Source organism: Chloroherpetonaceae bacterium, from assembly GCA_025056565.1.
GTDB lineage: Bacteria > Bacteroidota > Chlorobiia > Chlorobiales > Thermochlorobacteraceae > Thermochlorobacter.
The window spans coordinates 20,237-41,757 of the sequence record JANWWA010000006.1; the positions used below are offsets into that span (position 1 = coordinate 20,237).

A 21,521-nucleotide genomic window follows, 5' to 3' on the forward strand; every position below is an offset into this window, starting at 1 on the left:
CCGACTTCGGCGTAGCTGCTCAGCTTTTTTAACTCCGCACTTTTTGGCTCAATGACTTCTGCCATAGCTCTGCATTTAGCATTAAGTTATTGAAATAAAATTCCCTTGCACTCTGCACCGCAATGCATTTTACCTCGCAGCACAGATTCTACTACTTGAACTACCTTTGAAACTACTTAGAACTGCTTTGGGTCTCCGTTGCTTGCTTCCTACTCTGAGCAGTTTTTCACTCCAACCTTGCAGCAAGCAGCATTCATGGGGACTTAGTAAGGCACTCGAATGCCGTGATAGTACTCTGCAACCTTGTAGTCTTTGCGCAGTGGATGCCCTTCCCAATCCTCTGGGCAAAGAATGCGACGCAGATCGTTGTGCCCAATGAATTTAATGCCTAAAAGGTCGTAGGCTTCTCGCTCATGCCAATCTGCTGTGCGCCAGATTTCAGATACCGATGGAATCTCTGGCTTCTCAACAGTGCAGTGGGCTTTCACTTCAAGACGGTGCCCGTGAATACCCAACGATTCAAGATGATAGACAACAGAGAGCGTGCCATCTGCATTATCCACGCCTGAGAGGCAGTATAGGTAGTTAAATTTTAGGCGATCGTCTTCTCGGAGGAAATACATTACGGCTTGCAGGTATTCGAGGTCCGTGATAGTGAAAAATTCAGCTGTCGGTGTTTTGACGGGGTCGGAGATGACATCGCCAAACTTGTCACGCACGATGGCTGCAATCTCGTCTATCGTCAAGGGTTTTGGTTGCATAGTGCTCTTTCACACGCTTTTCGTTCTGGTCATTTTTCTTGTCTTTGCAGGCTACGCACCCCACATGCCCAGCTACGCGGCTGTCTCGGCTTCTTCCACCTCTTTTTCTTTCTTTGCTTGCCCTGCTGAGCCTGCTAAGTAGGGGTGCTGCATCATAATCACCTCTTCAGCAGGTGCTGACTTTGCAGCAAGGCGCTTCTTTGCATCTTCACGCTTGCCGCCGAATTCCTCCTCACGAATCAGCTCTTGAATTTTCATCAGCCCACCAATCAAGGCTTCTGGGCGAGGCGGGCAGCCAGGCACATACACATCGACTGGAATGATGCGATCGACTCCCTTTACGACATGGTAGCCATGCTCCCAGTATGGACCGCCGCAGTTGGCGCAACTGCCCATTGAAAGCACATAGCGTGGCTCAGTCATCTGCTCATAGAGTCGCTTGACACGCTCTGCCATCTTGAAGGTAACCGTTCCAGCCACAATCATCACATCGGACTGCCGTGGCGATGAGCGTGGAAAGATGCCAAACCGCTCAAGGTCATAGTTCGACGCATTGGTTGCCATCATCTCAATTGCACAGCACGCTAAACCAAATGACATCGGCCACATGGATGAGAGGCGCGACCAATTGAGCAAGTCTTCTACCTTGCTAATCACGACGCCTCCTTTTTCAAACTTCGCATCTAAGAGACCCATCTTTCGCTCCTTTCGGATTGGTGTAAGGTTGTGACAGTTAAACCGTTTCAGCTTCGGCTTTCGGCGTAGCTTTTTTGGGTGGCATCTCGAACTTCTTCTTTGGCATCTCGGGCGTGTAAGGCTTTGGTACCACCCATTCAAGGTCGCCTTTAGCCCATGCAAAGGCTAAGCCTATTGCCAATACTCCCACGAAAATCAAAGCTTCAATCAGCGCTAAGGCCCCGATATTCTTGAAAACTGTCGCCCACGGGAAGAGAAACAGCAGCTCTACATCAAAGATGATAAAGATGAGCGCCACTACGTAGAAACGAATGTTAAACTGCACCCACGCCGTTCCTACTGGCTCTTCGCCACACTCGTAGGAAGTCAGTTTCTCGGGATTTGGTCGGTGTGGGCGAATTAGGCGAGAGGTAAAGAAGCCCAAGACCACAAAGACTACCCCAACCAGAAGGAAGAGGAACACCTTTCCAAACTCTGAGAGCTGTGCGTCCATTATGAGCGTTTGTTTTCGTTTGCGAATTTATGATGCAAACTTCACTTTCAGCGCATAAAATTTCCTTTCTTCAAAAAAAGTTTCACAAAACGCTTGCGCCATCTGCACCATTCTTCGTTTCTTGTTTTATGCGTCAACTTGCAATAACAGAATTTTATGATTGCAGCGCCCATCGCTTGCGCCATCTAAAAGTTTTGAGCAGAGCGTGTATCTTTACAGTGTTGCAGCCACTTTTTCCCAAATCGCAAACAACCACAACCGATGAAAACGCCACTTCTCTCGGACGCCGAAATTCAAGCACGTCTTGCTACGCTCAAAGGCTGGACGGTCAATGGAAAAGTGCTTGAAAAGAAATTTTCCTTTCCCTATCAAAAGGGTGAGCTTAGCCCATTTATGAAAGGCTTACTCTTAGTGGAGCGCATTGCTGCGCTTGCCGAAGCAGCAGACCATCACCCTGACATTACGCTCACCTATCCAGCCGTAACTGTGCAACTTACCACACATGACTCTGGGGGACTAACGGAAAAGGACTTTAAGCTCGCTGCACAAATTGATGCCATCACATAGCTTTCACAGTGCGCTTCAAATGTTGCAAGCGCTGCACAAAGTGCCTTGTGCTTGAAATGGGTGTGTTTGCTACCACTATCTCTGAGGCACAAGAGACGCCTAACTGCGCCGGACAAAGAGCTGAAAGACCTGCTTTGTCCAAGTATTTTCCTCACAGGCTTTGGCTGAACTGAGTTAGCTGCCTTTTTGAAATGCAAACGAGTGCAGTGTATCTTGCGCTGCTCACTAAACAAACGCTGGCTTATGGAGACGCAAACGATTTCGCAATATGAATTGGAAAGAGGAAAACCTGTGCCACGCTTCAAACACGCGCTCGTTCAAGGTAACTTAATCGCCGCGCTCTCTTCGCATAGAGACCGTTATAGCATCTTGCCAGAATTGGATCTTGAGCTAAATGGCAAGCCCTTTGTGCCCGATATCTGCGTCTATCCAAAACGCACAGTGAATTGGACAGCCGAAGAAGGCCCAATGACCGAACCCCCTCTGCTTTCTATTGAAATTATTTCCCAAAGTCAAACCATTGATGAGCTTATCCGTCGTGCAGAAGCCTATCTGGCAGCGGGCACGAAGGCTGCTTGGGTCGTGGTGCCCTCGACGCAAACGATTTTTGTGCTGAAGCCGAATGCGAAAATTGAAGCCTATACGAAAGGCATCATCAGAGACAATGCCACTGGTATTGAAATCAATGTGGAAGAGGTCTTTCGCTCGTAACTCCGAAAAATGAAGGGCAAGTTTCTGCCTACCCCTTCCTCTATTTACTTCCCAATTCTCGCTTCTTGCCTCTCAATTCTTACTTCACCAGCGTCATTTTCTTGGTCTCTACAAACCTGCCTGCTTGCAAACGGTAGAAGTAAAGTCCTGATGCCAATCCGCTGGCGTTGAACGCAACCGCATACCGCCCTGCCTCTTGCCGACCGCTCGCCAGCGTCGCCACTTCTCTGCCCAATGCGTCAAACACCTTCAAACTCACTTCGCTTGCCACAGGCAACTGATAGGCAATCGTCGTTGTCGGATTGAACGGATTCGGATAGTTCTGGAACAATTCAAACGACTTTACTTGTGCCACTCGTTCTGCTACTGAACTTGCTCCCGCTTGGTGAATGGCAACCACCGCATCAAGGTCAAAGGATTGCGCCAAAATGCCGCCATCATTTACGCGACTGCCTGCGTCAGTAATGCGCACAAAGTGGACGGTATCCAGCCCCACCACCGACAAATCAAACGAATCACCGCCGCTGAAAGGTGAAAGTTGCCCCGAAACGAGCGGCGGTCCCGGGCGGAATGGACTTGCAGCGCCGTTGGTTGGCGTTACGCCCGCTAAGCCTCGATATCGGCGTGGCGAATTAATCGGCAAGGTATCCACCACGCTGAACGGAAACTCCACAAAATTCACCCCATCGCGGCTCACGCTGACGATGGCAGTTTCCGCAAAGACCCGATTCGTATCGCAGCCAACATAAAACGCATTTTCAAACACGGTGAAATCAGGTCCTTCACGATTGACAATCGGTCGGCGGAAAAACAGCGTAATCTCGCCGCCATCGCCCAGAGACAGCAACTCGCGTGGGTCTGCGGTTGGGGCGCAGGGTCTTGCAGTAGAATCTGGCCGCCCAAGCACGCATCGTGGAAAATGCGGATTGTCTGGGCCGAACCCCGCATTGAAATTTGGTCCAAACCGCACCGACACCACACTATCAGCAAACTGTCCTACTGCCACATTTACCAGCCAAAGACTTGCAAGCCCCAAGGCGACTATGGTTTTTGCTATGCCTTTCATTGGTTTATTGCAATAACGGTAAAAAACGCCCTGTGTACCCTCATCATTGCTCCCCTCTCCTTTGAAAAGGAGAGGGGGTTGCGAATAAGGTTGTCCTTATTTCACTAGCATCATCTTCTTTGTCTCCACAAAGTTGCCTGCTTGCAAGCGGTAGAAGTAGATGCCGCTTGAGAGACCTGTCGCCGTGAAGGACACTTGATACTCCCCTGCAGCTTGCCGACCACTGACCAGTGTGGCCACTTCTCTGCCTAACATATCATAGACCTTGAGACTGACCTCACTTGCCACAGGCAGGCTGTAGCCAATCATTGTCGTTGGGTTAAATGGGTTTGGATAGTTCTGGAAAAGCTCAAACTTCATTGGGCGCGCTGCATTGCGGTCCGCTGAAGCCACGCCATCTGGTCGAAGCGTTACAGGCGTCAGCGAGAGATACGGTTGCGTTGAACCTAAGGTAAATTGCGTGAGGCTATCTAAGGTGCGCGCATTAAAAAGCACCAGCCTGCGGTTTCCGCCCGGGGTGGTTCTTACGACAAACAGCGTATCGCCAAAGCCCAGTGTGCCCGCCGGTGCGGTGCGTGTTAGCGTGGAGAGAAGCGAAGCATTGTACAGCGTGCCCGTACTTAAAATGCCCACATTTTCAGAGTTAATCACCACGCTGCTGGGATTTCCACCCACTGCCAGTGTGCCGACCACTTGGTCGTTTGCTGGATTAATGACGGTTACAAAGCCCAGACTATCAGGGCTGCGTGCCCCAAAAAAGCCTGTGCACACCACGTGCAAGCGCCCCAGTCTATCGGGCGTGATGCCTTGCGGATTAGGACGCACACGAATCCGCCCTAACACCGTATCTGCCACCGTATTGATGACAAACACCGTGCTATCAGGCGCAAAGGTGCGTGAGTCTACTGAGCGCGCCACATAGAGCTTACTTCCAACAATGAACGCATTTTGCTGCCCGGGAATAATTCGTATTAAACCACTGAGCGTATTGTTTGCTGCGTTGAAAATAGTTACAGCACTATCTAAAAAGTTGGTGATGTAAGCTTTGCTATCGTTCAGAAATACAAGGTCATATGGGTTGCGACCGTCTGGAATTCGTACCGTTGTGATTGGCAGCGGCGTAACATTGTTGATGATGTCTGGAATGTTGATGATTTGAATGGAGTTTGCTGTGCCGTTGAAGTTTGCGCCAGAGTTGACAATGTAGAGCCGATTGTTGCGCACCCTAATCACATTTGCAATTGGACCGATAGCTGCAATGCTATCGCGCACGACACCTGTCGTGAGGTTAATCAACGTAAGCGCTTGCGTAGGCTGCGGACTTGTTGAGCTACCAAAGCCACGAATCGCAAAAAGTAGCCGCTGCGGTTGTGCCTGTGCCCAAAGATGGCTGACTAAGGTGACGATGAGCAGCAGCGTGAGCATTACTCGTTTGTTCATTTTGTCCTCCTTTTGATTGGTTCAGTGTTTCATCGCAAAAACGCGATGCTTGATGGGTTAATCCCTGCTTGAAATGAAAACTTGCGCCGCCCTTCACGGTCAAAGCAGATGACTTCGCCACGCACGACGTAGTTAATCGCATCGCAGCCGTAGAGGTCGCCTGTGCTCTCGTCGACTTCAATCGCATAGAGCAGGCGGAAGTTGGATGCATCTATGAAGTTTTCCCGAACAATGCGCTCTAAGCGTGTGTCGAAGAGCGAAATCGTATTGCGCCGCGCAATGTAGGCTGTATCGCCTTTGAGACAGATGCGGTCAATTTCAAAGGGTAAGGTTGCTTTGACTTGGTCTGTGCGACTATCAATAATCATTAGGCGGGAGGGCACATCTTGGTAGTTGCCACGTGAAATCACATACACATCGCCTTCTTTATCGGCGACCACTGCGCCCGGATTGATACGCAACGGAATACGCTTTATTTCTCGTAGCGAAATTGGGTCAATGACGGAAACTGTGCTGTCGTAATTTGGAAAATCCAAGCCCCCTGAGTTGGCGACATAGATTTTGCCATTTTGAAACGCAAGACCTTCGGGGTGCCGCCCTACGCGAATCACACTGGTTACCACAAGCCGCGCGGTGTCAATCACACAAACCGTGCCATCAAAGCATGTTACAAAGAGCCTTCCGCCAACCAGCAGCATTTCACGGGGCTGACGGGCTACATTGCTATTGAAGAGTGGAATTGTTGCAAGGGCGCGACCGCTGCGTGCATCTAAGACTTCAATCTTGCTGGAGACATTCACCAGCACATAGAGCTTATCGCGCAGCATAAGAAGGTCGTTGCCCGTGTCACCCAGCGTGCGGCGATTAATTAGCTCAAAAAAGTCGGTGGTCGCTTTGTTAGAATCCAGTGAGTAAAACGTGAGCGTGGAATTATTGCGTTGGAAGAGTCCTTCATTCAGCACATAGATGCCGCGTGTGATGGCAGGTGCAGACGGCGCAGGTTCAGTCGGCATAGGTCGGCAAGTCGCTAAGACAAGCGATAATAGACCCACAGTTACCCCTGCCACGAATGGCTTTTTAGGTAAGACATGCATTTTCACCACTGGGTTTTTTCTGCTTTGCCTTCGCAGGACGGCTTAGAGCAGGCGGCTATCTTTCTTCTCGCTTGGGTGCAATCTGAGTCTGGTCGCTCAGCTATTTCTAACGCTTTTTTCCCTTCGTGATGTGAGTCGTCGCAAAGGCGCTTCGGGAATACTCTTTCAAGCGAAATCAGCTACTTCTTTGCTCACGGATTGCCCACGAAAGCTTTTGCAGACAGGTTTTCACTGAGATACGTTGCCCAACGATGGTCCCGTCGTTGTACTGGCAAGTATGGTTCGGCAGGTCTCCTGACTTCTCGCGTGCTTTGTGAAGCCGTCTTCCCAAAAGCGTTTTGGGGCGCTTCCAGTGACCGCTTCGCTCTGATGCGAGTTACAGTTGCGGGCACAGTTCCCGACTACATCGCTCACCATAGCGACTTCACGGGATTCCCTATTCTCCCCTTCTTTGGGGCACCGAACCAGCTTTTGAAAGAACTGTTTTGCTCCGCAAAGTTAACACGCTGCAAAGGCTTATCAAAATCTCGACCCTTTTAACACAACGCTTTCTTATTACTGCGGCTTATTCGGAAACATTTAGCGGAATGCAGCTACTCACTTTTTGCACACACCCGGCCACTCTGACTTGACTGTTTTTGCGAAATTTACGCCGATACACAACGCTGTCAAACCCTACCGTTCCCCCGTGTTTCAACCGAAAATCTCATCACCAATGCCTAAGGAAAATGTGATTCGCAAGAGCGTGCTCCCGATACGCTAACCGTGCCTTAAACACACCTCCTCTCCTTACAAAAAAGAGAGGAATAGGTGGGTGAGTCAATTCCTCTCTCCTTGCAAAGGAGAGAGACCTACGGGTTACAGTAAGCATAACCTTAGCAGGTCGCCTCCCCTCTCCTTACAAAGGAGAGGAGCCGGGGTGAGGTCAGCCCAACTTGATTTCATCGGCTAAAACCATGTTGAGTTCAACGACTAACCAGCCTTATTCTTATGCCCAAAAGCATTTTAGAGCTGAAACGCCTTGCTTTTATAACTTGCGGGCTCTGACGGGAGCATAAAAATGAAAGGAAATGAGGAAACCTTATGCTCACGGTAGACGAAATCAAGCGAATAGGCATCCACGCGCCGAAAGAGTATCAGCGTTTGATTGCAACGCTTATCATTGCGCTTGGCAATCTATATCGCTCAGGGAAAATCCAGTTAGAGCCACTTCCCGAAACGATGCTCAACGAGGGACAAACCAGTCCTGTGACTGATATTATGCTATTTGATAACGAGCGCGATGAAACGCCTATTATCATTGAAATTGCGCACGGCACGGGTGTCAAATCCGACCAAATCAAAGTGAAGGAGCTGGTAGCAAGCAATTTCTACGGCATCCGTGAAGCCTTCATTTACGATTACAAAAACAAGCGTTGGCACATTGGCACAAGTATATCAAGAGGAAAGGCTTTGCAACCGAACGCGTTTCGCTCAGCGACATTTTGCAGCTTGATTTTAATATGTTTCTTTTGCAATAACAGAATTTTCTCTCCTCTTACAAAGGGGAACGGTCAGCTCCCCTCTCCACGAGAGGTCAGGGGTGAAGTCACCTTTCCTCCCCTCTCCTTACAAAGGAGAGGGGCTGGGGGGTGAGGTTGCCCAACTTGATTTCATCGGCTAAAACTAAGTGAATAAAACGCCTTAAAATGAACCACTGGCTAGCGCTAAGCATAGAGTATGCCAATCAGCGCTCTTATCTTGATGATCTTTTCCAAGTTTATCCGACAATCCCAGAGGGCATTAGAGATATCAGTCCAGAACAGTGGGACAAGGTAGAAAAAGCGTTCAAGCATAAAAATAATAATGCTTTATTCGAGAACTCTTGTAACTTCAAAAGACAGTTACATTGCTTATCTTAAGCGTGATCTTTCTGCAATTGAGCGTAATCCTACGACCGTTAATCAGCCAAAGGAAACCAATCGTCAAATTGGTCCGTTTTTCCGACGCTGGCTCAACTCTAAAGCGTTAGGTATCACACCTGTAACACTCGATGAATTCACAAAGAGCAAGAAAGACGCTATCTTAGACGGAAGTGACAAGCAACTAATGGATTTTGCTCATCAAGAGTTAAACTATAAACATCATAAAGGTCTTGATTTTATTGGTCGCTTTAACGGCAAGTATGTGATTGGAGAAGCCAAGTTCCTAACTGATTTTGGTGGTCATCAAAATGCACAGTTTAATGATGCAATTAGCGTCTTAAAGGTTAGAAATGTAAAGGCTATAAAAATTGCTATTCTTGATGGCGTGCTTTACATTAGGGGAAAGACCAAAATGTATAAGCAGATTACTACTGAATACAAGAATTTGAACATTATGAGTAGCCTCGTGCTTCGTGAATTTCTATACCACTTATGACTATGCAGCTTTCTTACCCAAACAAAAAGACTGAACAGGAAATCTTCGACAGCATTCCTGACATTGAGCTTGAGCAAGTAAACGAAAGCAGCAGTCCGAACCTGCTCATTCACTCTGAGAACTTAGTTGCGCTAAAATGTCTCATTACGAAGCATAACCTTGCTGGAAAAATTGATTTGATTTACATAGACCCACCGTTTGCAACCAGCAATGTTTTCAAAATAACAGGCAGCCGCGCCAACACAATTAGCAATAGTTCTGCCGGCGCCGTTGCATATACCGACCATCTCAAAGGCGCTGAATTTATTGAGTTTCTTCGTGAGCGACTTGTGCTGCTGAAAATTCTGCTGTCTGACAGAGGCTCAATCTACCTGCATACTGACTACAAAATTGGGCATTATGTAAAAGTCGCAATGGACGAAATTTTCGGCATTGAAAATTTCAGAAACGACATTACTAGAATCAAATGCAATCCTAAAAACTTTGCCCGAAAGGGCTATGGAAACATCAAAGACCTCATCTTGTTCTACTCAAAGTCAGACAATTTAATTTGGAATGAACCCAAACTTCCATACACCGAAGCAGACAAGGTCAAGCTTTTTCCCAAAGTTGATAAAGACGGTCGGCGATACACGACAATTCCACTTCACGCGCCTGGAGAAACCCAAAACGGGAAAACTGCACAAGCCTTCAAGGGTATTTTACCGCCATCTGGCCGACATTGGCGTAGCGACATACAGACTTTGGAACAATGGGACAAAGCAGGCCTGATCGAATGGAGCGAGAGCGGCACTCCGCGAAAAAAAATTTACCTTGATGAGCAAGATGGAAAGCGCGTGCAAGATATCTGGGAGTTCAAAGACCCACAGTACCCCACCTACCCAACTGAAAAGAATTTTGACTTGCTTAACTTAATTGTACGCACTTCCTCTAACGAAAATAGCATTGTATTAGACTGCTTTGCTGGCTCAGGCACAACTTTGAAAGCCGCCCAAATTAATGGGCGGAAATGGATTGGCATTGACCAATCCGATGCAGCAATTAAGGCAATTACTCGAAAACTTGATGCTGTGGAAGATAACCTGTTTGTCTCAAAGCCTGATTACAAATTTTTAGTCGAAAAGCGGACACAAGGTCACCTAAACCTACTTTGCTATGACGCTTAATAGCGCGCTATTTTGCCTAAACCGTCCACCAGTTGTGCTGCGGATTTGGCTGTATATTTTGCTTGCTTGGCTTTTACTCCTACCTGCTGAACTGCGGGCACAAAGTAGCCAAAGACCTCATACCTTCCACTCCTTGCTTCTTTCGCATCAAGGTAAGTGGGTGATGTGGGACGGCGCCGGATTGCGCAATAGTGTCTTCAAACTCAAAGCTGTCCAAGAGGATTACATTGCCTTGCAGTGGTCAGAAGACAAAACTGGGATTTTCGAATACATCATTCCGCTCCAAAGCATTCACCACCTTGTCCTTACCCAAACCGATACCCTTCAGCTTGTTACCTACCACCGCATAGCACGATAGGTCTTTCTGCAGAGCTTTCACAAGGATTATTTGCGCACTTTAAGAGCTACCACATTGCTCTTCAATGCCAGCGTTCAGCTAAAGGGTCTTACCCTTCATCGTGAATGCTGACCCGCTTCACAATAGGAGTGGGATTGCGTGAGCATTTGCCGACGCGCTTCTGCGATTTCCTCTGCCAAATACGTGGCTTCAATCACACTCTTTGGATTTGCAATGCCTTTGCCTGCAATGTCGAATGCCGTGCCATGGTCAGGCGAGGTGCGCACAATCGGCAGTCCTGCTGTTACATTGACGCCGGTTTCAAATGCCAGCATTTTGAAAGGAATTAAGCCTTGGTCGTGATACAGCGCTAGCACGGCATCGAAGTGCTTGTAGTGCTTCGCCCCAAAGAAACCATCAGCCGCAAAGACTCCACTGACTTCAAACTCTTTCTTCAACGCATCCAGCTCAGGCTGAATCCACTCAACTTCTTCTCGCCCAATTACGCCGTTATCCGATGAATGAGGATTGAGTCCCAAGACGGCAATCTTTGGCGACCGAATGCCAAAGTCACGTCGTAAGGCTTGCACCAGTGAAGCGATATGTGGTCGCAATCCTCCTGAGGCTCTCAGCGTTTCGGAGACCTCTCTAAGTGGCACATGCACCGTTGCCAGCGCAACTCGCAGTTTTGTGTGCCTATCAGCCAGTATCATCTGTGCTTTGGCATTGTAGCCTTCTTTTCTGCAAAGAAATTCCAGAAAGTCCGTATGCCCTTGAAACGCATATCCAGCCGCCTGAATTGCCTCTTTGTGAATCGGTGCAGTGACCATCGCATCGGCCTTGCCTGCAAGACAGAGCTTTGCAGCAGTTTCGATTGCTTGCATGGACAGCGCGCCTGCATCCGCTTGCACCGTGCCCACTTTCATCTTGATAGGGCACGACAGACTTAGCACATAAAGCCGTTCATTGGAGAGCGGCAGCCCATCCAGCGAATGGATTTCTTCAATCGGCACTTGAAAGCCCAGCTCTTTTGCATAGAACTTCATCACACAGTAAGAGCCAACCACAATGTAGCAATGCTCACTTTGACGCCGTGCCTTAAACGCTTTGAGAAGAATCTCCGGACCAATGCCGTTGGCATCGCCGTGCGTCCAAAGAATGCGCATACTGTTAGAGCCGCTTGTAAGCTGTTGCAATTTCCTCGTCTTTCAGGATACCGCGCCGTGCAAGAAATGAGAAAACTGGTGCAATCAGTAGAAGCACAAACCCCAGCTGTGGCGTGTGCACCACACTTCCTGAACCCAGCTTTGCCTGTAAGGCTATTGCCGACAGTGTGCCAAACAGCACAGCTAAGATTTCGGCACTTGCTGACGCCAACGCTAACTTTGCCTGTAATAGTCGCTTGCTAAAAAGAAAAATCGTGATGAAAGGCAGCGCCGCAGAAAGTAAAATCGCTGCATTAAACAGCCAGAAAAAAATGCCCATTGACAGTCCTTTACCAAAACTGCCGAAGCCATAGAGCGTCATTTGCGCTGCCGCTGGGTTGTCTGGAAAACTGTATTGCCAAAACGGCACAATGCCAAAGTTCATCACCGCACAAAGTGTTGCTAAAAGTAGGTAAAGCGTCTGAATCCGAGCCAACATTGTTTCTACAAGTGAAGCGAGTTTTCGGAAACTGTTTCAACGGTGTGCAGCGCTCTTGCCGCATGCCAAGCCTGCACTTTATTCAGCAGCCAAAATGCACCGCTTGCCGTTGCCACTCCCAAGCACGCGCCTGCCAGAACATCGGCTGGAAAGTGCGCTCCCACATAGACACGCGAGAGTGCAATTACCGTCGCCATAGCGTAGAGCGCGCCTTTTGCGGCTCTGTGCCAGCGCACACAGAGGTAAGCCAGCGAATGCGCCACCGTAAAAGCCACCTGTGAATGCCCTGACGGAAACGAATGAGCATACAGCGGCTCAAACATCACATTTACGACCACATTTCCACTCGCAATCGCTTCTTGAAATAGAGCCAGCGGACGCGGTGCATTGAAGAAAAGCTTTGCTTCCGTAACTACAATGCCTCCCAAGAGGCCTGCCAGCGCAAGGTAGCCAAAGTTGCGCCAGAAAGCCTTGCGGTCATACAGCAAGAGCACTAATACAGCTATTGGGAAAAGCACGGCGGCATTGCCCAAGTGCGTAGAGTAGCCCAGCCAAAGGTCATTTATGGGGTGCTTGAGGTCACTATTGATGAAGAAAAAGAGTTTCGTATTCCACTCACTCAGCATGTTCTGCTCCTTGCACTGTGTTCTTTGCCATCAACTCGCTGTTCAAATTTTCTTGTACGGCTTTTGCATTCCGCTTCAGCCGCCGTAGTCCTGTGCGAAATACAGGCGTGTCGCCAAAGATGCGCTTAAAGCTTGACTTGGTCATTTCCAAAATTTCTTTCTCTGTGATATGCTCCACTTCTGGTTTTGGCGCAAACTCTAACAGCACAGTTGGCTTTGAGAAGCGTGTCCAAGGACATACCTCTTGGCAAATATCGCACCCAAAGAGCCACTCGCCAAGCATTGCTTTTTCCTCATCTGTGAACTCTCGCTTCAGCTCAATGGTCAGGTATGAAATGCACCGACGCGCATCGACTTGATAGGGTGCAATGATTGCTTTGGTCGGGCAGCTATCTATGCAGGCCGTGCAAGTGCCGCAGTAGTCCTTCAGTAGCGGAGCATCGGGCTCCAGCCTGCAATCTAAGAGCAGATTTCCAATGAAAAAGTATGAACCTATTGAGCGGTTAATTAGGTTAGAGTGCTTGCCCATCCAACCTAGTCCTGCACGCGCCGCCCACGCCTTGTCTAGCATTGGCGCAGAATCTACAAACGCACGCCCGTTCACTTCACCGACGCATTCGCATACAAACTCAAACAGCTGATACAGCTTTTCCTTTATGACTTGGTGGTAATCTTTCCGCTGCGCATAAATGGAAATTTTCCCCCTTAAATTTTCCAATTCCACTGCCTCGTCTTCCCTAACCACTTCGCCCTTCATTTCATTTTGCGGGGTAAAATAATTTGCAATAACAGAAATAACAGTTTGGCAATTCGGCAAGATTTTTCTTGGGTCGATTCGCTTGTCGAAGTTCTCCTCCATATAGTGCATCTCGCCGTGCATTCCCTTCTCGAGCCAGCTTTCCAGTCGCCGAGCTTCTTCGCTTAGCTCCTCTGCTTTGCTAATTCCAACTGCTGAAAATCCCAAAGAGAGTGCATAGCGTTTTATTTTCTCCTTCATAGACAGCATTTTCACCACTTCAAACTCTGCTTTTTTACAGCGCTGTGGCACTTTTCGCCTGCGCAGTCCTCTCTAATTCTTCTTACGCTTTTTCTTCTTTTTCTCGGATTTCTTGACTTTCTTACCTTCTTTCTTGGACACCTTCTTGACTGACTTCTTCTTGCCGCTCTTACTCATTACCGCATCAGCTGGCACATAGCGTCGGTTTTCTGCTTCCAGCTCTGGCGTCTCACTGGGCACGTATCCCAAAATTTTTTTTAGCATCTTTTGGCGGTAGCGTACGGCTAGCTGAAACGCCATGGCTTCGCCATATTTGGCAATTGAGAACGACTTTGTGCGAATCACATTCGGTTCTGGGTTCCAACTTGCGGCGTAATAGTGTCGTTCTTTACCATCTTTGGTCTTGCTTACGCCACGATAGACGCCTACAACGCCTGTTTCTATGCGCTTGCTACTGATGCGCCGAGTGCGCCGACGTGCCGCCAGTGATTCAATACCTAACTTTTTGGCAAGTTGCTTGCGATATTTTCGCGCCGCTTTCAGTGCTTTTTTGGCACTGCCATAGACACCATCACTGAAGAGTTTACTGTAAGTCGTGCCTTGATGATAGAGGCGCATTATCCAGCCGTGCGTATCGTGGCTATCGACGCGCGTCAGTCCTTGCTCAGAGCGAAGTGTGTCGGATTTTTTCTGCTTTGCTGCGTCTTGCTTTTTTGGCACACGCTACAGTTGGAAATGTTATGGCACAGGCACAGCGTTCAGCACCTTTCGGATAATCTCCTCAGGCTGAATTTCCTCCGCTTCAGCCTCATATGTGAGAATAATTCGATGCCGCATCACATCGTAGGCAACGGTTTTGACATCTTCTGGCGTTGTGTATCCGCGCTGATTGAGAAAAGCGTGCGCACGTGCCGCCAGATTCAGATAAATCGTGGCTCGTGGTGATGCACCGTAGGCAATCAAATTTTTCAAATCACTTAGTCCTACTTTTTCAGGCTCACGGGTAGCAAAGACCACATCTACGATATACTGCTCCACTTTTGGGTCAATATAGACTTCATTTACTACCTTGCGTGCCCTTAGAATGTCATCGGGCATCACGACCGGTTGAATTGGCTCTGGCGGCTCGGTGCGTGCCATTCGACGCATAATTTCCAACTCTTCGTCGCGCGTCGGATAGCCCACTTTGAGTTTCATCATAAAGCGATCGACCTGTGCTTCTGGTAGAGGGTAAGTGCCTTCTTGCTCGACAGGGTTCTGGGTTGCCAAGACGAGAAACGGTGAATCCAGCTTGTAAGTCTCCTCGCCAATTGTAACTTGCCTCTCTTGCATCGCTTCCAGCAACGCTGATTGCACCTTTGCAGGTGAGCGATTGATTTCATCGGCTAAAATGATGTTGGCAAAAATTGGGCCTTTTTTGGTGTAAAAGCGCATATCTTTCTGGTTGTAAATCATTGTGCCGATGAGGTCTGCTGGCAGGAGGTCAGGCGTAAATTGAATGCGCTGAAACTTCAAGTTGAGCGCTTTAGCTAAGGAGCTAACCGTCAGAGTTTTTGCCAGCCCAGGCACTCCCTCTAACAAGATATGCCCATTGGTTAGCAAGCCAATCAGCAAACGATTAATCACATAGTTCTGCCCAACGACGACTTTGGCAATTTCGGCACGCAAGCGATGCACGAATTCCGATTCTTGCCGAATTTTTGCATTCAGTTCTTCAATTGATGCGGCTGCAAGCATAGAGGTGTAAGTGGTTTTTTAATACTACGATGATGGCTGCGGCGGTTCATTTGATTTCTCTGAGCCAGCCTCAGAGGATTTTTCACTGCTGTAGTAGTAATAAAGCCCTTCGCCGCCGATGAAGGCATAAATGCAAATCACAAGGCCTGCAATGGTGAGAAAAAACGACAGCAGTGGATTGACATGATAGACCAAATGAATTTGCCCGATGCGCGGTAAAAAAAGAAAAATCAAGCTGGCGCCGAACAGAAACAAAAACATTCGTGAAAAGCGCACCATTGAATAAGTCTTCTTTTTATCTTTGCGCGGCTTTTCCATACTGCAAAAAAAATGTTTGATTGATGAAAATTCTTGGTCTCGAAACCAGTTGCGACGAAACCTCTGCCGCAGTGCTCATTGGCGGCAAGGTGGTATCGAACCTCATTAGTTCGCAAGCGCTGCATCAGCTCTTTGGTGGGGTTGTGCCTGAGCTGGCTTCACGTGAGCACGAGCGCCTGATTGTCCCAATCACGCAGCAAGCGCTTGAAGCAGCAAATATACAGAAGTCTGAGCTCGATTTCATAGCTGCCACAGCTGGCCCTGGCTTAATTGGCGCTGTGATGGTCGGCCTAAATTTTGCGCAAGCCCTTGCCTTTGCACTAAGAAAACCTTTTGTGCCTATCAATCACATTGAAGCTCATATCTTCTCCACCTTTATTGACGATGGCACGCCAGACTTCTCACCCCCACATTTTCCATTTCTTTCGCTTATCGTCTCTGGCGGGCACACACTGCTTGCCATTGTGCAAGAAGACCTTAGCTACGAAGTGGTTGGGCACACCATTGACGATGCAGCTGGAGAAGCCTTCGACAAAACAGGCAAAATGCTGGGACTGGGTTACCCTGCTGGCGCTGCAATGGACAAACTGGCTCAGCAAGGCGACCCGCACTTTCATCGCTTTCCGCGCGCAATGATGACCAAGCTCCCCAGCAATAAATCGCAGCTTGAAAACTTTCACTTTAGTTTCTCTGGTCTCAAAACATCGGTGCAAACTTTTCTGCGTAGCAAAAGCACAGAGTTTCTGCAGACACACCTTGCTGACATTTGCGCCTCCATTCAAGCGGCAATTGTTGATGTGCTGGTTGAAAAAACACTGGCAGCCGCCGAAACTTTTGGCATTCGCACCCTCAGCATCGCTGGTGGCGTCAGTGCCAACTCTGCCTTGCGTGCAAAATTCAAGGCAGAATGCGCCCAAAGAGGTCTTTCGCTCCACATTCCTAAACCAATTTTTTCAACCGACAATGCAGCCATGATTGCTATGCTTGCTCACCTTAAAGTTTTGCGCGGTCAGTATGAACCCAACCGATACAATACCCGCGCATTTGCCAGCTTTTTTGACCGACCCGATTGAATCATAGCCCTGCAATAGCGATGTTAGCCAAGCGAATCATTCCGTGTTTAGACGTCAAAGACGGACGTGTGGTCAAAGGTGTCCAGTTTCAAGCTCTGCGCGATGCGGGCTCCATCGTCGAGCAATCGAAGTTCTACAATTCCGAACTTGCCGATGAGATTGTTTTCTTAGACATTTCTGCTTCCGTAGAGTCGCGCAAAACCACACTCGAAGAGGTGCGTAAGGTCTCAGAGCAAGTTTTCATTCCACTTACGGTGGGTGGCGGCATTCGCTCTATGGAGACCGCTCGTGAAGCTTTTCTTCACGGTGCAGATAAAATCTCGCTCAACACCGCTGCCGTTCAGAATCCATCTCTCATTTCAGAGCTTGCTGAGCGTTACGGCTCACAAGCTGTAGTGGTTGCTATTGACGCAAAGAAAGTCGGCTCGCACTGGGAAGTTTTTACGCACTCTGGTCGCACTCCGACAGGACTTGACGCCATTGAATGGGCTGCCAAAGTGGCTACGCTGGGCGCAGGTGAAATCTTGCTTACCAGTATGGACCGTGATGGCACGCAGCAAGGCTACGACCTTGAGCTTTTGCGCCAAGTTTCCACTTCTGTTCCAATCCCTGTTATCGCTTCAGGCGGGGCAGGCAATCTTATGCACCTCTACGAGGCTTTCTCCAGTGGTCAAGCTGATGCAGTGCTTGCTGCCTCAATTTTTCACTATCGTCAATACTCCATTATTGAAGCCAAGCGGTATTTGCAACATCGTGGGATTGCGGTGCGTCTTTAAGCTGCGCAGGTACTTGCTACGTTTGCCACCTGATGCAGTTTCTGTATACTCCCGCAGAGCAGTTGCCATTTTCCTTCACTTGCGTAAGAAGATAGAGTGATGTAATTTTGTGCTACAGTTGGCGTGTTCGTCTAGAGGCCTAGGACGCCGCCCTCTCAAGGCGGAAATCATGGGTTCGAATCCCATACACGCTACCCTGTCCCCCTGTTCCTTCTTTCTGGGAAGTGGCTCTGTCAACCTTTTCATCTTTGATATGCGAATCCCTGAGCGGTATGTGCGCCACATTTGGAAGAATCTTTACCTTCGGCTCAATGAACTAACACTTTGCGATGGTCGGTCGCTGCAAGTGCTCTCCACCGGCACGCTGAACCCCAACGAAGGTGCAGACTTTCTAAACGCTCGGCTTCTGATTGACGGAGTGCTACACACAGGCAATGTCGAGATTCATTCGCGTTCTTCGGACTGGCTGCGGCACCAGCACCATCGCAACCCGCGCTATGATTCAGTTATCCTGCACGTCGTCTTCGAGCACGATGCACCTGAGAGCAGTTCTGCACCCGTCTTGGAACTTCGCCCGTTTCTTCATAACGACCTTCATTGCACACTGGCTCAGTGCATTCGTGATGAAGCGGCACTCTCCGCAAGATATGCGCTGCCTTGCTCACCGGCCGTGCTGTCCGTAGCCGATGATCTCAAGCTCAATTGGCTCCAGCAGCTCTCGGAAGCTCGCTTTACGCGCAAAGTGCAGCGCTTTGCTGAGCGACTGACCGCCGATAACTATGATGAGCTCATCTATCAAGGTCTGATGCGTGCGCTAGGTTACAGCGAAAACATCACAGGCTTTGAGCAGCTAGCGGCTTTGGTTCGCTTTCAAGATTTGCAGTTTCTTGTATCGCTAAGCTTTTCAGAACGGCGCATCACGCTTGAAGCCATCTTCTTTTCACTCTCTGGACTGTTGCCTGAACAATCCAGCACCCCTGAAACGCAGGCGTATACGGACATCTTGCGACAGACCTTCCAGACGACACCGTTTGTGCACCTGCCACCGCTCAGTCTCACTGATTGGATTTTCTTTCGCCTGCGTCCCTCAAACTTTCCTACGCTTCGTTTGGCGGCGCTTGCAGAGATTCTTTCCAAAAACCTGAGTAGCGGTTTTCTCCACAAGGCTCTTGAGATTGCTCAAAGCGCTTTGCCGTTGCGCCGAAAAATCACTCAGCTCGAGCATCTTTTCATTGCCGATGCATCAGGTTACTGGCAGCATCACTATCGCTTTGGGGAACGCAGTCAGGTCGTTATCCGCACACTGGTCGGGAAACACCGCGCCTCAGAAATCGTCATCAATACACTTTTGCCCGTACTGTCGCTTTATGCAACTCGCACTCACAATCACTCGCTTGCGGATACTGTCTCCTCGCTTTATGCATCTTATCCGAAAGGGCTGACCAATCGACTTTCAGAGAAGACTATGCAAGAACTGCTGGGCGACAGCTACCAAGTTAAATCTGCAGCCTTTGAGCAAGGGCTTTTGGAGCTGAAACAAGAATACTGCAATGCTTTGCGCTGCTTAGAATGCCGCATTGGGCAAGCGATTTTAGGTGTGTAGCCGCCTTTGTCTTATGCCTCTGCTTTCCGCAAGCGGAAAAACTTTCGCTTTCCCACCTTGATAATTTTTTCCGTTTCCAGCGAGAGCATCTGCTTTGCATCACTGGCTCGCATGCTATCGACCATGACCCCTCCTTGCTCGACCAATCGGCGCGCTTCGCTTTTTGAAGATGCTGCTTTTGCAACCACTAATGCATCAAGCAAGCCAATTTCACTTGTGGACACGATCACCTCCTCAATATCCTCGGGCGCTTCGCCTTTTGCAATGCGCTCGGCTGCCTCTCTTTCACGCCGCCCTGCTTCGGGGTTATGGAAAAATGAAACGGTTTTTTCGCTGAAAAAGTGTTTGGCTTCTCTTTGGTTTTCTTGCATTAGGCGCTCGAGCGTGTGGAGGTCATCTTGGCTGAGAATCCCTGTGTATTGTGCATACTTCATCACAAGGCTATCTGGCACATTGAGCAGTTTTTGATACATCTCTCGTGGTGGATCGTTAAAGCCAATGTAATTGTCTAGCGATTTAGACATTTTTTGCACGCCGTCTGTGCCTTCCAGAAGTGGCAATGTGATGCAGACTTGCGGCTCTGCAATGCCGTATTCACGCTGCATATCGCGCCCGACCAGCAAGTTAAACTTTTGATCTGTGCCCCCCAGCTCTACATCGTTTCTTAGTTCAACGGAATCCATTGCTTGAGCCAGTGGATAGAGCAGCTCGTGAATGGCAATTGGCTCACCTGCTCTGTAGCGGTTGGCAAAATCGTCTCGCTCCAGCATACGTGCGACGGTATATCGGCTGGCAAGGCGAATGACATCTTCAAACGACATTTTGCCGAGCCACTCAGAGTTGTATCGGATAGTGGTTTTGTCTTTGTCCAAAATTTTCGTGGCTTGTTCAAGGTAAGTTTGTCCGTTTCGCACAGTTTCTTCTCGGCTGAGCTGTGGGCGTGTTTTGTTTCTGCCTGATGGATCACCAATCATTGCGGTAAAATCACCGATGATGAGAATCGCCAGATGTCCAAGGTCTTGAAAATCACGCAGCTTGCGCAGCACAACGGCATGCCCCAAGTGCAAATCTGGGCGTGATGGGTCGGCACCCAGTTTGACTTTCAAGGGCTCACCCGTTTGCAAACTGCGCTCAATTTTGCGTTCCAAGTCTTCCACTGGAATCACCTCGACTGTGTTGCGCAAAATCCAGTCCAGTTGCTCGTTCTTCGGAGGAAAGTGCTTGACACTTGTTGTCATAGTTGATATGTTTTTTTGCATCTCTTGATACATGGTGTTTTTACTCTCCACGCCGCATTTCTCGCTCCAAGTCGCGTTGCTTAATTGCTTCACGCTTGTCGTGCAGCTTTTTACCGCGTGCAAGCGCCAGCTCTAATTTAGCTTTGCCTCTCTCGTTGAAATACAGTTTCAGTGGCACCAGCGTCAATCCTTTTTCTGCAACCTTTTGCTTGAGTCTCAAAATCTCCTCCTTGTGCATCAGCAGTTTGCGACTGCGCTTTGGGTCGTGGTTTTCTGTCGTGCCCAGTTCATATGGAGTAATTTGCATATTTTCAAGCGTGAGTTCGTCATTGCGCACAAGGGCAAAACTATCGTCCAAGCTGGCTTTGCCTTGCCGAATAGACTTTACCTCCGTGCCTTTGAGCGCAATTCCTGCTTCAAATGTCTCAAGCACATCATACTCAAAGCGCGCCTTTCGATTGTGAATGGTTCTAACAAACGCAGGTTTGGATGTTTTTTTGCTCGACACAGTTCAAAATTGAAAAGTGTTGTTCAAAATTTTTCATCAAGAAAAATACACACATCAGGCGTAAAAAAATCTGCACCCAGCATTACGATTTTTCCGCTTTCTTCCCCACTGCGACTGGCTTTCAGCGACCAGTTTCTTCAAAAATCGCTCATTTTTACGCTTCGGCTTGCTTTTTTCTGTTTCCGCGCTTTCTTGGCACGGTATTTGTGCGTTTTATTTGCAGTGTTCCTTCTTACAGCTTCTCTCCAGCCGCAGTGGGCTGCCTAGTTA

23 protein-coding genes, 1 tRNA gene, 1 pseudogene and 1 riboswitch are annotated in these 21,521 nt (G+C 48.7%); of the genes and pseudogenes, 10 read left to right on the forward strand and 15 right to left on the reverse strand.

Translation table 11 applies throughout. The features are described 5' to 3' along the window. Window positions 1–263 precede the first annotated feature (263 nt). The 3 genes from NZM05_06190 to NZM05_06200 all read right to left on the reverse strand — a co-directional run bounded on the left by NZM05_06190 (window position 264) and on the right by NZM05_06200 (window position 1,950). Window positions 264–761: an NADH-quinone oxidoreductase subunit C gene (locus tag NZM05_06190; protein ID MCS7013204.1), complete on the reverse strand. Its 498-nt coding sequence runs from the start codon at window positions 759–761 to the stop codon at window positions 264–266. 72 nt (window positions 762–833) lie between these two features. After that, window positions 834–1,457 (reverse strand): NADH-quinone oxidoreductase subunit NuoB, encoded by a 624-nt coding sequence (nuoB, locus tag NZM05_06195; GenBank protein ID MCS7013205.1) that lies wholly within the window; start codon window positions 1,455–1,457, stop codon window positions 834–836. Between the two features lie 37 nt (window positions 1,458–1,494). Beyond that, window positions 1,495–1,950 carry an NADH-quinone oxidoreductase subunit A gene (locus NZM05_06200; protein ID MCS7013206.1) on the reverse strand — a complete coding sequence of 152 codons (456 nt, stop codon included), beginning with the start codon at window positions 1,948–1,950 and terminating at the stop codon, window positions 1,495–1,497. A gap of 261 nt (window positions 1,951–2,211) precedes the next feature. Between NZM05_06200 and NZM05_06205 the strand changes: the two genes are divergently transcribed. Continuing rightward, window positions 2,212–2,517, forward strand: a complete 306-nt coding sequence (locus NZM05_06205) for a 4a-hydroxytetrahydrobiopterin dehydratase (protein ID MCS7013207.1) — start codon at window positions 2,212–2,214, stop codon at window positions 2,515–2,517. 243 nt (window positions 2,518–2,760) lie between these two features. Further along, window positions 2,761–3,228, forward strand: a complete 468-nt coding sequence (locus NZM05_06210; GenBank protein MCS7013208.1) for a Uma2 family endonuclease — start codon at window positions 2,761–2,763, stop codon at window positions 3,226–3,228. A gap of 79 nt (window positions 3,229–3,307) precedes the next feature. Here NZM05_06210 and NZM05_06215 read toward each other — a convergent pair whose 3' ends face one another. From NZM05_06215 to NZM05_06225, 3 genes are all read right to left on the reverse strand, one after another. Continuing rightward, window positions 3,308–4,294 (reverse strand): T9SS type A sorting domain-containing protein, encoded by a 987-nt coding sequence (locus NZM05_06215; GenBank protein ID MCS7013209.1) that lies wholly within the window; start codon window positions 4,292–4,294, stop codon window positions 3,308–3,310. 96 nt (window positions 4,295–4,390) lie between these two features. Further along, complete coding sequence (locus tag NZM05_06220) at window positions 4,391–5,734, reverse strand: T9SS type A sorting domain-containing protein (GenBank protein ID MCS7013210.1); 1,344 nt, start codon at window positions 5,732–5,734, stop codon at window positions 4,391–4,393. Between the two features lie 29 nt (window positions 5,735–5,763). Next, complete coding sequence (locus NZM05_06225; GenBank protein MCS7013211.1) at window positions 5,764–6,828, reverse strand: YncE family protein; 1,065 nt, start codon at window positions 6,826–6,828, stop codon at window positions 5,764–5,766. Window positions 6,829–7,094: 266 nt separating this feature from the next. Then, window positions 7,095–7,307, reverse strand: a riboswitch (cobalamin riboswitch). Window positions 7,308–7,911: 604 nt separating this feature from the next. Here NZM05_06225 and NZM05_06230 point away from each other — a divergent pair. From NZM05_06230 to NZM05_06245, 4 genes and pseudogenes are all read left to right on the forward strand, one after another. Beyond that, window positions 7,912–8,463: a hypothetical protein gene (locus NZM05_06230; protein ID MCS7013212.1), complete on the forward strand. Its 552-nt coding sequence runs from the start codon at window positions 7,912–7,914 to the stop codon at window positions 8,461–8,463. A gap of 53 nt (window positions 8,464–8,516) precedes the next feature. Then, window positions 8,517–9,228: pseudogene (locus NZM05_06235) on the forward strand (restriction endonuclease). A 2-nt stretch (window positions 9,229–9,230) separates the two neighbouring features. Next, complete coding sequence (locus tag NZM05_06240; protein MCS7013213.1) at window positions 9,231–10,394, forward strand: site-specific DNA-methyltransferase; 1,164 nt, start codon at window positions 9,231–9,233, stop codon at window positions 10,392–10,394. Further along, window positions 10,384–10,752: a hypothetical protein gene (locus tag NZM05_06245; GenBank protein MCS7013214.1), complete on the forward strand. Its 369-nt coding sequence runs from the start codon at window positions 10,384–10,386 to the stop codon at window positions 10,750–10,752. The genes NZM05_06240 and NZM05_06245 overlap by 11 nt, the downstream gene beginning before the upstream one ends. A 95-nt stretch (window positions 10,753–10,847) precedes the next feature. Here NZM05_06245 and pdxA read toward each other — a convergent pair whose 3' ends face one another. From pdxA to NZM05_06280, 7 genes are all read right to left on the reverse strand, one after another. Further along, window positions 10,848–11,897 (reverse strand): 4-hydroxythreonine-4-phosphate dehydrogenase PdxA, encoded by a 1,050-nt coding sequence (gene pdxA, locus NZM05_06250; protein MCS7013215.1) that lies wholly within the window; start codon window positions 11,895–11,897, stop codon window positions 10,848–10,850. Between the two features lie 4 nt (window positions 11,898–11,901). Continuing rightward, entirely contained in the window at window positions 11,902–12,375 is a 474-nt protein-coding gene (locus NZM05_06255; protein MCS7013216.1) for a DUF4293 domain-containing protein, read from the reverse strand. A gap of 5 nt (window positions 12,376–12,380) precedes the next feature. After that, the gene (locus tag NZM05_06260) at window positions 12,381–13,001 is read right to left on the reverse strand and encodes a phosphatase PAP2 family protein (protein MCS7013217.1); all 621 of its coding nucleotides are present in this window, start codon (window positions 12,999–13,001) and stop codon (window positions 12,381–12,383) included. After that, a complete protein-coding gene (gene queG, locus NZM05_06265; protein ID MCS7013218.1) occupies window positions 12,991–13,998 on the reverse strand; it encodes a tRNA epoxyqueuosine(34) reductase QueG in 1,008 nt (335 codons plus the stop codon). The genes NZM05_06260 and queG overlap by 11 nt, the downstream gene beginning before the upstream one ends. A gap of 72 nt (window positions 13,999–14,070) precedes the next feature. Next, window positions 14,071–14,718, reverse strand: coding sequence for an AP2 domain-containing protein (locus NZM05_06270; protein MCS7013219.1), 648 nt, complete (start codon window positions 14,716–14,718; stop codon window positions 14,071–14,073). An 18-nt stretch (window positions 14,719–14,736) separates the two neighbouring features. Then, window positions 14,737–15,735, reverse strand: a complete 999-nt coding sequence (locus NZM05_06275) for a MoxR family ATPase (protein MCS7013220.1) — start codon at window positions 15,733–15,735, stop codon at window positions 14,737–14,739. A gap of 24 nt (window positions 15,736–15,759) precedes the next feature. Then, window positions 15,760–16,053: a hypothetical protein gene (locus NZM05_06280; protein MCS7013221.1), complete on the reverse strand. Its 294-nt coding sequence runs from the start codon at window positions 16,051–16,053 to the stop codon at window positions 15,760–15,762. A gap of 23 nt (window positions 16,054–16,076) precedes the next feature. Here NZM05_06280 and tsaD point away from each other — a divergent pair, with 23 nt between their 5' ends. The 4 genes from tsaD (at window position 16,077) to NZM05_06300 (ending at window position 19,505) form a co-directional block, all read left to right on the forward strand. Continuing rightward, window positions 16,077–17,126, forward strand: a complete 1,050-nt coding sequence (tsaD, locus tag NZM05_06285) for a tRNA (adenosine(37)-N6)-threonylcarbamoyltransferase complex transferase subunit TsaD (protein ID MCS7013222.1) — start codon at window positions 16,077–16,079, stop codon at window positions 17,124–17,126. 20 nt (window positions 17,127–17,146) lie between these two features. After that, window positions 17,147–17,902, forward strand: a complete 756-nt coding sequence (gene hisF, locus NZM05_06290) for an imidazole glycerol phosphate synthase subunit HisF (protein ID MCS7013223.1) — start codon at window positions 17,147–17,149, stop codon at window positions 17,900–17,902. A 120-nt stretch (window positions 17,903–18,022) separates the two neighbouring features. Next, window positions 18,023–18,096, forward strand: a tRNA-Glu gene (locus NZM05_06295). A 59-nt stretch (window positions 18,097–18,155) separates the two neighbouring features. Then, entirely contained in the window at window positions 18,156–19,505 is a 1,350-nt protein-coding gene (locus tag NZM05_06300; GenBank protein ID MCS7013224.1) for a DUF2851 family protein, read from the forward strand. A gap of 11 nt (window positions 19,506–19,516) precedes the next feature. Here the strand turns inward: NZM05_06300 and tyrS are convergent, their stop codons facing one another. Both tyrS and smpB read right to left on the reverse strand, forming a co-directional pair. Beyond that, a complete protein-coding gene (gene tyrS / locus NZM05_06305) occupies window positions 19,517–20,743 on the reverse strand; it encodes a tyrosine--tRNA ligase (GenBank protein MCS7013225.1) in 1,227 nt (408 codons plus the stop codon). Window positions 20,744–20,783: 40 nt separating this feature from the next. Continuing rightward, the gene (gene smpB / locus NZM05_06310; GenBank protein MCS7013226.1) at window positions 20,784–21,251 is read right to left on the reverse strand and encodes an SsrA-binding protein SmpB; all 468 of its coding nucleotides are present in this window, start codon (window positions 21,249–21,251) and stop codon (window positions 20,784–20,786) included. Window positions 21,252–21,521 lie beyond the last annotated feature (270 nt).